General features: G+C 58.7%; 12 protein-coding genes. 5 read left to right on the top strand and 7 right to left on the bottom strand.

The window, feature by feature from the left end; all coding sequences use genetic code 11:
- Window positions 1-30: 30 nt before the first annotated feature.
- The 3 genes from O8B93_RS04420 to acnA all read right to left on the bottom strand — a co-directional run bounded on the left by O8B93_RS04420 (window position 31) and on the right by acnA (window position 4,418).
- The gene (locus O8B93_RS04420; RefSeq protein ID WP_269708552.1) at window positions 31-423 is read right to left on the bottom strand and encodes a DUF2794 domain-containing protein; all 393 of its coding nucleotides are present in this window, start codon (window positions 421-423) and stop codon (window positions 31-33) included.
- Window positions 424-793: 370 nt separating this feature from the next.
- On the bottom strand, window positions 794-1,534 hold the full coding sequence (locus tag O8B93_RS04415) for a DUF1223 domain-containing protein (protein ID WP_174009425.1): 741 nt from the start codon (window positions 1,532-1,534) through the stop codon (window positions 794-796).
- A 190-nt stretch (window positions 1,535-1,724) separates the two neighbouring features.
- Window positions 1,725-4,418, bottom strand: a complete 2,694-nt coding sequence (acnA, locus tag O8B93_RS04410) for an aconitate hydratase AcnA (RefSeq protein ID WP_269708551.1) — start codon at window positions 4,416-4,418, stop codon at window positions 1,725-1,727.
- A 269-nt stretch (window positions 4,419-4,687) separates the two neighbouring features.
- On the opposite strand from acnA, the gene ccmA reads away from it, so the two are divergent.
- The 5 genes from ccmA (at window position 4,688) to O8B93_RS04385 (ending at window position 7,801) form a co-directional block, all read left to right on the top strand.
- Complete coding sequence (gene ccmA, locus O8B93_RS04405) at window positions 4,688-5,329, top strand: heme ABC exporter ATP-binding protein CcmA (RefSeq protein ID WP_269708550.1); 642 nt, start codon at window positions 4,688-4,690, stop codon at window positions 5,327-5,329.
- 202 nt (window positions 5,330-5,531) lie between these two features.
- Window positions 5,532-6,191, top strand: coding sequence for a heme exporter protein CcmB (ccmB, locus tag O8B93_RS04400; protein WP_173987904.1), 660 nt, complete (start codon window positions 5,532-5,534; stop codon window positions 6,189-6,191).
- Window positions 6,192-6,265: 74 nt separating this feature from the next.
- Complete coding sequence (locus tag O8B93_RS04395) at window positions 6,266-7,027, top strand: heme ABC transporter permease (protein WP_269708549.1); 762 nt, start codon at window positions 6,266-6,268, stop codon at window positions 7,025-7,027.
- 4 nt (window positions 7,028-7,031) lie between these two features.
- Complete coding sequence (gene ccmD / locus O8B93_RS04390; protein ID WP_269708548.1) at window positions 7,032-7,205, top strand: heme exporter protein CcmD; 174 nt, start codon at window positions 7,032-7,034, stop codon at window positions 7,203-7,205.
- Window positions 7,202-7,801 (top strand): DsbE family thiol:disulfide interchange protein, encoded by a 600-nt coding sequence (locus O8B93_RS04385; RefSeq protein WP_269708547.1) that lies wholly within the window; start codon window positions 7,202-7,204, stop codon window positions 7,799-7,801. Before ccmD ends, O8B93_RS04385 begins: the two co-directional genes overlap by 4 nt.
- Before the next feature lie 19 nt (window positions 7,802-7,820).
- Here the strand turns inward: O8B93_RS04385 and O8B93_RS04380 are convergent, their stop codons facing one another.
- The 4 genes from O8B93_RS04380 to ftsY all read right to left on the bottom strand — a co-directional run bounded on the left by O8B93_RS04380 (window position 7,821) and on the right by ftsY (window position 11,804).
- Complete coding sequence (locus O8B93_RS04380) at window positions 7,821-9,002, bottom strand: GGDEF domain-containing protein (protein ID WP_269708546.1); 1,182 nt, start codon at window positions 9,000-9,002, stop codon at window positions 7,821-7,823.
- 119 nt (window positions 9,003-9,121) lie between these two features.
- Entirely contained in the window at window positions 9,122-9,718 is a 597-nt protein-coding gene (locus O8B93_RS04375; RefSeq protein ID WP_269708545.1) for a DUF2585 domain-containing protein, read from the bottom strand.
- On the bottom strand, window positions 9,715-10,365 hold the full coding sequence (locus O8B93_RS04370) for a septation protein A (RefSeq protein ID WP_269708544.1): 651 nt from the start codon (window positions 10,363-10,365) through the stop codon (window positions 9,715-9,717). The genes O8B93_RS04375 and O8B93_RS04370 overlap by 4 nt, the downstream gene beginning before the upstream one ends.
- 2 nt (window positions 10,366-10,367) lie before the next feature.
- Entirely contained in the window at window positions 10,368-11,804 is a 1,437-nt protein-coding gene (ftsY, locus tag O8B93_RS04365; RefSeq protein WP_269708543.1) for a signal recognition particle-docking protein FtsY, read from the bottom strand.
- Between the last annotated feature and the right edge of the window lie 5 nt (window positions 11,805-11,809).

The raw sequence follows: 11,809 nt of genomic DNA, 5'->3' as shown, positions 1-11,809 counted from the left end.
TCCCTTGGAGGTAGACCAGCCAGTTAAAAGTCACTCGATAAGCTTTAGAACCTTGTCGAAAACCTTGAGAACCTGCGGCAGATCATGGCCGCGCTTGAGAATGCGGCCATCGACATTCACTACGCTATAGGCGCCCTGTTTCGTCGCCAGCTTGGGGTTCTTCTCGATCCTGTAAAGCGGCATTTCACCCGAACGTTTGAAGACGGAAAACACCGCCTTCTCCTTTAGATGGTCGATGGCGTAGTCACGCCATTCCCCCTCGCCAACCATACGGCCATAGATTCGCAGAATCGCATCCAGCTCGCGGCGGTGAAAGGTGACCGGCAAAGGGTCCTTGTTCGTCTTATATTCACGGAGATCGATAACGGTGGAATTGTCGCGTGAAGCGGTCTGCACCTGCTGCACATCCGGTTGATCGGTCATCCAATACCTCCGAATCCACCCAAATCATTAGATCAATGTGAGCCTGAGGCATCAAAATTGCAAGCCTTGCGCCATCAGGAGAGTTTGACACGCTTCAGGCAGCAATGGGCAAGCAGGAGGCGTGACCGCACCTGCTGCCAAAGCTCCGCTGAGGGGCTGACGCCATAAAAGCAGAGGTAAAAATTGGTAACCATTTAGGCACCCATTTTAGGCGGGGCTGCCGTATTTCGGTCAAACCATGGCCCGAATTGGGTGGAATAGTCCTATTGTCAATTGATGCCTAGGCACCAAGATGACCCGGTCCGGTGCATTGACCCTTTACCCCCAGCCCCCAATGCCCGGATCGGATCTTCCATCGCCAGAGTGGCGATTACTGTGTTTCATTCCCCAGCAGAATACTTGCGCCGACGATAGCCGCCGGATCGCCGCTGGCATTTGCCGTCTGCAACAGCACGGCGCAGCCACCCTTTTTCACCTTTGCCACCACGCTTGCCGGAAGCTTCACCGTCATCGGTGAACCATCCCACATGCCGACGGTCTGCACATCGTAGACGCTGTGCCAGTAGGACATTTTTTTGCCCTGGTTATCGCCCTTCTGCACATCCACCGTTTGTTCGCGGGTAAAATAGGCGACCACCACATCCGCCCTGCCGCTGCCGGCACCGATATCGATTTCCACCTCGTTTCCGGCAAACTTCGACGAAACAGGCACGTTCAGCCCCTTGCCCTCCTGCTTGAAGGCGTCCAGCCTGTCATAGATACCGCGGACATCGGCACCCTTGACGTGGTCGCGGCCGTTCAGAATGGCCTGCGGCGTATAGACCCCGTTGCGACCGAGTGCGCGCATGTAACCATATTGCCGTTCGGTATTTTCCTTCGATGCCAGCGAATCGGTCCAGCCGAGATAATTCCAGTAGTCGACATGGTAAGAAAGACCGACGACATCGCCCTTCTGGATCATCTTGCGCAACGCCTCATCCGCCGGCGGGCAGGACGCACATCCCTGCGATGTGAACAATTCGACGACGCCCTTCACGGCCTCCTGCGCCTGCGCGGAGGTGACGAGGAACGTGCCGAGAAGACATATCGACAGGGGGAATTTCAGCGGCATTACAAAAACCTTTGTCCGGAAAAGATCCAGACGAATTGATGCGATCAATCCTGCCGGGATGCAAACCGGAAAATAACGTCTATTGCCCTTCAATAGAAAGTCACGAAGGGGTGAGCGACAATCACAAAAAAAGAGACCAGGAAATGGAAAGGCGCCGGGATTTCTCCCGGCGCCCTCGATTGTTGAAGTTTTAGGCGGCCAAATCGCGAAGAACGGTCTGCAGAATGCCGCCATTGTTCATGTAGATCACCTCGTCCAGCGTATCGATGCGGCAGAGAAGCGGCACTTCCTTCACCGAACCGTCGCTATAGGTGATCTTGGCGATCTTCTTTTCACGCGGCTTGATTTCGCCTTCGAGACCATCGATCTCGACGACTTCGTCACCCTTGAGATCAAGGCTCGCCCAGGTCGTGCCTTCTTCGAAGACGAAGGGAACGACACCCATGCCGACGAGGTTGGAGCGGTGGATACGCTCGAAGGATTGCGCGATGACAGCCTTGACGCCGAGCAGGTTCGTGCCCTTCGCCGCCCAGTCGCGGGACGAGCCGTTACCATATTCGACACCGGCAAAGATGACGAGCGGGACGCCCTCCGCCTTGTATTTCATGGCAGCGTCGTAGATCGACATCTCTTCCTTGGACGGATAATGGATGGTGTAGCCACCTTCCTTGCCGTTCGGGCCGAGCATGTGGTTGCGGATGCGGATATTGGCGAAGGTGCCGCGCATCATCACTTCATGGTTGCCACGCCGCGTGCCGTACTGGTTGAAGTCGGCCACGGCAACACCATGCTCCGTCAGATAGGCGCCGGCAGGCGATGCAGCCTTGATCGAACCGGCCGGAGAAATATGGTCGGTGGTGATCTTGTCGCCGAAGAGACCGAGGACGCGTGCGCCCTTGATGTTCTTGAGACCGGTGCCTTTTTTGCCCATGCCGACGAAATAAGGCGGGTTCTGAACGTAGGTCGATTGGTCGTCCCAGGCATAGGTCTGGCCCGGCGGAACCTGAACGGCCTGCCAGTTCGCATCGCCCTTGAACACGTCGGCATACTTCGTTTCATAAAGCTCGCGGGTGACGTATTTCAGGATGAATTCCTGGATTTCCTTGGAGGTCGGCCAGATATCCTTGAGATAGACAGGATTGCCGTTCTGGTCGTCGCCGATCGGCTCCTTCGTCAGGTCCTTCTGGACCGTGCCGGCAAGGGCGTAGGCCACGACGAGCGGCGGCGAGGCCAGATAGTTCGCCTGAACGTCCGGCGAAATGCGGCCTTCGAAGTTGCGGTTGCCAGAGAGAACGCCAGCGGTGATCAGGCCCTTGTCATTGATCGTCTTGGAGATCGCAGGCGGCAACGGACCGGAATTGCCGATGCAGGTGGTGCAGCCAAAACCGACGAGGTTGAAACCGATCGCATCGAGATCCTTCTGCAGACCTGACTTGTCGAGATATTCGGCGACCACCTGTGATCCCGGGGCAAGCGAGGTTTTCACCCATGGCTTGGACTTCAGCCCCTTGGCGACCGCATTGCGGGCGAGAAGGCCGGCGGCGATGAGAACCGAAGGGTTGGAGGTGTTGGTGCAGGAGGTGATGGCGGCAATTGCCACATCGCCGTGGCCGAGATCGAAAGCTTCGCCTTCAACGGCATAGCGGCTCGAAAGCTGGGCCGGCTTCTTGTAGTCATTTTCAAGCGCCGTCGCGAAATTCGGCGCGATGGTTTCAAGCGGCAGGCGGCCTTCCGGACGCTTTGGGCCAGCCATGGAAGGCACGACGTCACCAAGATCGAGTTCCAGCGTGTCGGTGAAGACCAGGTCGGAACCATCGCCGGTGCGCCACATGTCCTGTGCCTTCGAATAGGCCTCGACGAGCGCGATACGGTCCTTGGCGCGGCCGGACATCGTCAGGTAATTGATGGTTTCGCCGTCAACCGGGAAGAAGCCGCAGGTCGCGCCATATTCCGGGCCCATATTGCCAATGGTCGCACGGTCGGCGAGAGACATCGAATCAAGGCCGGGACCGAAGAATTCGACAAATTTCGAAACCACGCCCTTCTTGCGCAACATCTGAACGACGGTCAGCACGAGGTCGGTCGCGGTGACGCCTTCCTTCACCTTGCCGGTCAGCTTGAAGCCGATGACCTCGGGCAGAAGCATGGAGACGGGCTGGCCGAGCATGGCTGCTTCAGCCTCGATACCACCAACACCCCAGCCGAGAACGCCGAGGCCATTGATCATGGTCGTGTGGCTGTCGGTGCCGACGCAGGTATCCGGATAAGCGATCGTCTCGCCTTCCTCTTCTTTCGTCCACACGGTTTGGCCGAGATATTCGAGATTGACCTGGTGACAGATGCCCGTGCCGGGCGGAACCACGCGGAAGTTCTTGAACGCCTGCTGGCCCCACTTCAGGAAGCGGTAACGCTCGCCGTTGCGCTCATATTCAAGTTCCACGTTGCGCGCAAAAGCGTTAGGCGTACCGAATTCATCAACGATAACAGAGTGGTCGATGACCAGATCGACGGGGACGAGCGGATTGATCTTTTCCGGATCGCCCCCAAGAGCTTTGATACCGTCACGCATGGCGGCAAGGTCGACCACGGCGGGAACGCCGGTAAAGTCCTGCATCAGAACGCGGGCGGGGCGGTAGGCGATTTCGGTTTCGGTCAGGCCCTTGTTACCAAGCCATTCGGAAACCGCCAGAATGTGCTCCTTGGTAACAGACTGGCCATCCTCGAAACGCAGCAGGTTTTCCAGAAGAACCTTCATGGAATAGGGCAGCTTGGAAACGCCCTTCAGGCCATTGGCTTCAGCCTTGGGAAGGCTGAAATAGACATAGTCCTTACCATCAACGGTAAGGACGGAACGACATTGAAAACTGTCGAGTGATTTGGGCATGGATTAAAACCCCGCTTACACTGATAGCCAACACGTTCGTGCGGACACCTATGCACTCATGCACATCAGGATGCGGGTACGACCATTTCCGCTGTCCGCACGTGAAAATTGCTCCTCGCAATCGTCAAGTCCGGCGCAAGATGATGTTCACGCCGGCCGCTGGCGTGGTTGACACCCATATAGATAATTTCGGAGAAACGTGCCAGACCATTCCACGAAGCTAATCGATTTTTTTATCGAAACGACGAAATCTTAAACGGAACCGCAGCATGGATTTGACGGCGGAAAATCTTGGCGTGCGACGCGGCGAAGATTTCATATTCATGAACATTTCCTTCAAGTTAAGCGACGGAGAGGCGCGGGTGCTGACCGGACGCAACGGCTCGGGAAAATCCACGCTCCTGCGCACGGTGGCCGGCCTGCTGCGTCCCGAAAAGGGGCGGGTGAAGATAGCCGGCGAAGGAATAGACGCCGAGATGCGGCCGTCGGAGGCATGCCATTATCTTGGCCATCGCAATGCGATGAAAACCGAACTGACCGTTGCGGAAAATCTGCGCTTCTGGAAGGACTTCCTCGGCGATTTCCCCGGCAGCACGGGCGTGGCGATCGATGAGGCAGCGGAGATCGTTGGTCTCGCCGGCATCATACACCTGCCATTTGGTTATCTCTCGGCCGGCCAGCAGCGACGTTTTGCCATGGCGAAACTCCTGGTCGCCTCGCGGCCGGTGTGGATTCTTGACGAGCCAACGGCGGCGCTCGACAGGGCTGCGGACGCCATGTTTACCGATCTCGTGAAAAGCCACCTCGGAAAAGGCGGCATCGTCCTGGCTGCGACCCATCAGCCTTTGGGACTGGAGAAAGCGCAGGAATTGCAGATGACGGGGTTTGCGGGTGTGGAGGCTTGGGCATGACGGCGATGTGCTCGCGGCTTACCCCCCTCTGCCCTACCGGGCATCTCCCCCTCAAGGGGGGAGATCGACTCGCGGCTAGGCCTCGACAATCTCAACGCTCGAGAATGGAGTGGTGGAAGGGCATCTTGCCGATCTCCCCCCTTGAGGGGGAGATGCCCGGCAGGGCAGAGGGGGGTAAAGCCCCGAACGCGGAGCAACCCCAATGACCGCCCTCTTCCTCCGCGACATCAAACTCTCGATCCGCGCCGGCGGTGGCGCGCTAATCGGCGTGCTATTCTTCATGACCGTGGTTGCCGTCATCCCCTTCGGTGTCGGCCCCGATCTCAATCTGCTCGCCCGCATCGGCCCGGCCATCGTCTGGATCGGTGCGCTTCTGTCCGCCCTTCTCGGCCTCGACCGGCTGTTTCAGGCCGAACGGGATGACGGCTCCCTCGATCTCATCCTGATGCAGGAAACCCCGCTGGTGCTGACCGTCTTCGTCAAATGCCTGGCGCATTGGGTCACGACAGGCCTGCCGCTGGTGCTGGCATCACCATTGCTCGGCCTGTTCATGAACATGGACGAGGTGGCGATCGGTGCCGTGATGCTCACGCTTCTTGTCGGCTCACCGGCCATCACCTTCATCGGCGCGGTGGGCGCGGCGGTTGCCGTTGCCCTGCCGCGTGGTGGCCTTCTGGTTTCCATCCTCGTCCTGCCGCTCGCCATTCCGGTGCTGATCTTCGGCGTCAGCGCTTCCTATGCGGCGGTGCAGGACCCGGCGCCCTTCATGCCGCCATTTCTCATTCTCGGCGCGATCACGTTATTTTCAGCCGTGACCGGCCCTTTCTTCGCCGCTTTGGCGCTGCGCAATGTTATGGATTGACGAAACCGTGATGGATGATCCCCGATTGACAGGGATCAATTGCGGGGCGGCCATTCTCGGGTTACACAAACGGCATGAACGAGCAGACCTTCACCATCACCAAATTCAGCGATCTCGCCAACCCCACCCGGTTTCTGGCCCTGGCGGCGCGCATTCTGCCCTGGCTCGCCGGGCTCACGGCGCTGGTGCTGGCCGCTGGTCTTTATCTCTCCTTCACCACTGACGGTGACTACCAGCAGGGTTACACCGTGCGCATCATGTATGTGCATGTGCCCTCCGCCTGGCTGGCGATGATGTGTTATTCGGTCATGGCGGTCTCTGCCATCGGCACGCTCGTCTGGCGTCATCCGCTGGCGGATGTCAGCCACAAGGCCGCAGCCCCCATCGGTGCTGCCTTCACGCTGATTGCGCTCATCACCGGCTCGCTCTGGGGCAAGCCCATGTGGGGAACCTGGTGGGTGTGGGATGCACGGCTCACCTCCGTTTTTGTGCTTTTCCTGATGTATCTCGGGCTGATAGCGCTCAACCGCGCCATGGATGACCCGTCGAGAGCAGCCCGCGTCAGCGCCGTGCTGATCCTCGTCGGTTTCGTGAATATTCCGATCATCAAGTTTTCGGTCGAATGGTGGAACACGCTCCACCAGCCGGCAAGCGTCATCCGCATGGGCGGTTCCGCCATCGATGCGGAGTTTCTCTGGCCGCTTCTGACCATGGCGATCGGTTTCACGCTGCTGTTCTTCACCTTGCACATCGCCGCCATGCGCAATGAAATCTGGCGCCGGCGCGTGGCCGCGCAGCGGCGGCTTGCCGCGCGCATGGCCAACCGGGAGGGCTGAGGTGATGACACACGCTTTTTATATCGGCATGTCCTACGCGGCGACCGGCCTTGTCGTTCTCTGTCTCATCGCCTGGGTCGTCATGGACGGTCAGGCACGTAAACGGGAACTGAAGGAACTCGAAGCATCCGGCGTTCGCCGCAGGGCGAGAGCCGCTTCCGCAGGTGATGCGCAATGACGCAGGCCGACCACGACACCAAGCCCAAAACAACAGGCCGTGCCCGTTATGCGCTGGCACTGCTGCCGCTTCTGCTGTTTGGCGGTTTTGCCTTCATTGCCGGCAAAATGCTCTACGATCAGGACGTGAACGGGCTGGATATCAGCGCTATCCCTTCAGCACTCATCGGTACCAAGGCCCCCGCCTTGTCGCTGCCGCCACTGGAGGGTTCCAACCTGCCGGCGCTCACCGACGCCGCTATCAAGGGCAAGCTGACGCTGATCAATGTCTTCGCTTCCTGGTGCATTCCCTGCCGGCAGGAGCACCCGCTGCTTCAGGAATTGTCAAAGGACAGCCGCATCACCGTCGTCGGCATCAATTACAAGGACAAATCGGACAATGCGCTGCGCTTCCTCGGCGAACTCGGTAATCCATTTGCCGCGATAGGCATCGATCCGAACGGCAAGGCAGCAATTGACTGGGGCGTTTATGGCATTCCCGAAAGTTATCTCGTCGGTGCTGATGGCACTATCCTTTATAAAAAGGTCGGGCCCTTCGATGCCCGCAGCATAGAGCGAGACCTGCTGCCAGCCATTGCGGCGGCGACAGGACAGTAGCCGCCGCGCCAGAAGGGCGTCACGCCTTGGTAACGACCCTGAGCGCAGGCCCTTCCGCAGGCAAACGTATGCCTTCCAGCACGACCTGATCGCGACCACCGCGCTTTGCGGCATAAAGGCTGTCATCGGCCCGCTTGATAGCGTCGTGGATGGAATGATCTCCCCTCGCGACGGCCGAGACACCGAAACTTGCGGTGATCTGGCTGGTAACGCCGCGGTTGCGCCAATCGAGAGACGAAAGACCCGTGCGCAAGCCATTGGCAAGCTGGCCGGCCGCAGCAGCCGTCTGCCCGGGCAGGAAGACCACGAATTCCTCGCCACCGAAACGCGCCACCAGCGCATCCTCGGGCGCGTTTCGCCTGAGGAGATCGGAAAGGCCGATGAGCACGATATCGCCGGCCGCATGACCGTAGACGTCGTTGATGCGCTTGAAATGGTCTATGTCACAGGCGATGATCGCACCGTCAGGCGTATCGTTGCGAAAATCGGGAACGCGCCGGTCGAAACCACGGCGGTTCAGCACATCCGTCAGTGGATCGTGCTCCGCCGCATGCAGATGCCGGTCGACAGTTACGGAAATCTGGCTCGCCAGCACGGAAAGGGCGAGCAGGAAGCCGAAGATGCTCGCGGCAAGCTGCATGTAGAAGGCATAGTCGGATTCGAAAAATTCGCTGAGCTCGATCATCGAGCCACCCGGCGTCATCACCAGCAGCATGCCTATGCGCACCAGCGTTTCCAGCACCACAAGACAGGCAATTCCCACCATCAGCCTGTCGGCAAGCGCCACCGGCCGCTTCCGCACGATCCAGACCGGGATAGTAAGCAAAAGGGCACAGACGAGATCGCCGATGACGAGTTCGCGTTTCAGATCCGGCGTGACGAAAACATGGAAGGCGACCAGCAATATCGCCACCGCCACAATCGACAGCCGTGCCTTGGTATAAAGCGGCCGCTCAAAATGGGTGAGCAGCGCGTGGCCAAAAAAGAAGAAGGCGGAGAAGAACAGCAGGTTCGAAAGGATCGCCTGGACTTCGAAAGGCAGGCTGCCAAGCACCAAAGGCGTGGCAAAACCAAGAGCCGCCGAGAGATAACCGATGCCCCAATAGCGCGCCGAAGCGTGGCCGATCCTCTGCAGGAACAGGAACACCACGCCGAAGGTCAGCATGATGAAGGGGAGAAGATAGGCGAAATTATCTTGCAACGGAATCTGCCAGGGAGAAACGGGCCTTTGAAGCCTGACGTTACCGTAATGCCCTTAAGAAAGCCTGCATATAACGCGTGGTTTCTGGGCCTTTCCGGCCAAAATCTCGGCGAACCCGTTCACATTTGCGGGAGCGCGTTCTGCCATTCCTTGATCGCTTCGACGGGCCAGACCAGCATCACCACATTCAGCGTCAGATTATCGCGGATAAGCCAGCCGGTGAAGATTTCGAAGAAGATGGCGATCACGACCGTCAGCCATACCGGTACGCGGGCGGCAAAGAGGAAACCCAGCGCCATGAAAACTGTGTCCATCGCCGAATTCAGGATGCTGTCGCCGGTGTACCCCAGTGCCATGGTCGCCGTGCGATAACGATCGATGATGATAGGCGAGTTTTCGAGAAGCTCCCACGCCGCCTCGATCAGAACCGCGAAAGAAAGACGCAAGGAAAGCGGTTTGTTGCGGAACAGCAGCCAGGCGAACCAGTAGAACAGGAAGCCGTGAATGATATGCGAAGGCGTATACCAGTCGGCAAGATGCTGGGAATTGCCCGGCGTGTTCACACCGGGCTCGAACAGCTTCACATAACCGCATTCGCAGATGGGAATACGGCCCATGGCATAGAGAATGACGATCTGGAGGAGAAGCAGCCCGGCGGCCACGCCGAACCATCTAAGCGAACGCGAACGGGAAGCCGACATCTCCGCAATTGTCATTTTTCGTCCTTGCCGAGAGGTTCGACAGAATGGCGCATGACGAGCGGCATCTGCGCCATGGTAAAAATGATGGTGATCGGCATCGTGCCCCACACCTTGAAGGCCACCCAGGTATCGGTGGTGAACATGCGCCACACCACCTCGTTCAACACCGCGAGAAACAGGAAAAACACGCCCCAGCGCAGCGTCAGCTTGCGCCAGCCCTCATCCGTCAACCTGAAGGCCGAATTGAAAACGTAACCCAGCAGCGACTGGCCGAAGAACAGGCCGCCCAGCAGAATGACACCGAACAGCGTATTGACGATGGTCGGCTTCATCTTGATGAAGGTGTCGTTCTGCAACCACAGCGTCAGTGCGCCGAATACGAACACCACGATGCCCGATATCAGCGGCATGATCGGCAGCTTCCGCGTCAAAATCCAGGACACGGTCAAGGCGGTGGCCGTCGCAATCATGAAAAGGCCGGTGGCGATGAAGATCGGACCGCCGAATTCCGTCAGCACCGGAAAGGTGGAAGCGAGCCATTCGCCGCGAGAATTGGCGAAAAAGAATACCATGAGCGGACCAAGCTCGAGCACGAACTTCAAGAGCGGGCTGATTTCCGCCACCATCTTTTCGCTTTCCTTGGAATTGCTTTCAATATCCATACTCAAACTCCCGCAATGGCCTTGGCGAAATCTTCCGCCTCGAAGGGCTCCAGATCATCAACACCTTCACCCACACCGATGAAATAGACCGGCAGCTTATGTTTGGCAGCAATGGCGACGAGGATCCCGCCCCGCGCCGTGCCATCCAATTTTGTCATAATCAGGCCCGAAACACCCGCAACATTGCGGAATATCTCCACCTGGTTCATGGCGTTCTGCCCCGTCGTCGCATCCAGCGTCTGGAGCACGGTATGCGGCGCATCCGGATCGAGCTTGCCGAGCACGCGCACGATCTTTTCCAGCTCCGCCATCAATTCCGTCTTGTTCTGCAGACGGCCGGCTGTATCGATGATGAGCACATCGCTTTTCTGCGCCCGCGCCTGTTCATAGGCGTCATAAGCAAGACCGGCGGCATCGGCACCGAGCTTGGTGCCGATGAATTCCGAGCCGGTGCGGTCCGCCCAGATTTTCAGCTGCTCGATTGCCGCCGCACGAAACGTGTCGCCAGCCGCAAGCATAACCTTCAAGCCCGAGCCGGAAAGCTTGGCGGCAAGCTTGCCGATGGTCGTCGTCTTGCCGGTGCCATTCACACCGACAACGAGAATGACATGCGGCTTGTGCGAAAGATCGAGTTCCAGCGGCTTGGCCACAGGCTTCAGGACCTTGGTAATCTCGCCCGCCATGATGCGCGCCACATCCTCGCCGCTGACATCCTTGCCGTAGCGTTCCGAAGACAGGGCGCCGGTGATGCGCATGGCGGTCTCGACGCCGAGGTCCGACTGGATGAGAAGATCTTCCAGCTCGTCGAGCGTATCCTCATCCAGCTTGCGTCTGGTGAAGAGTGCAGAAATCTGCATGGTCAGCTGCGACGAGGTGCGGGCAAGACCGGCCCGCAGGCGCTGAAACCAGGTCAATTTTACCTGGGGTGCGGCAGGAACAGGTTCCTGCCGTTCGCTTGCCGATGAAAAGCCCTTGGGCAAGACCGGAGGAATGGCAGACGATTCGACCGCACTCGCGGCTTCCGCCTCATCGAGCAATGCATCCATAGCATCCGCATCGAGCCCGGCATCCAGGGGTTTCGACACAGGTTCCCGCTGCTCTTCGGCAGCGGCTTCCGCCTGCAGCAGGGATAAGGGCACCAAACCCATATCGCCGGAAAGCTCGGCGCCTGGCAGAAGTGGCGCGTCCTCTTCCTCATCGTCTTCAGCCGGGGCAACATCGACGGCCTCGTCGGCAACCGGCCCCCCGGCCGTCTCCATTTCCAATTCGGAAACCGGGTCCTTGTCGACAGGGTCATGCGCTTCAGCGTCGCTCAGCGCGGCTTCGAAGGAGGCATTTTCATTGCCGCGCCCAAGCGCAGCCTCGTCTTGCGGCCGCTCTTCCGTTTCGGCCTTGTCCTTGCCGAACGAAAAGACTTTTTTGATGAAGCCGAGGGCCATGGTTG

This window comes from Martinezella rhizogenes, assembly GCF_027460065.1.
Classification (GTDB): Bacteria; Pseudomonadota; Alphaproteobacteria; order Rhizobiales; family Rhizobiaceae; genus Agrobacterium; species Agrobacterium rhizogenes_C.
This window is presented reverse-complemented; position numbering and strand designations above follow the sequence as displayed.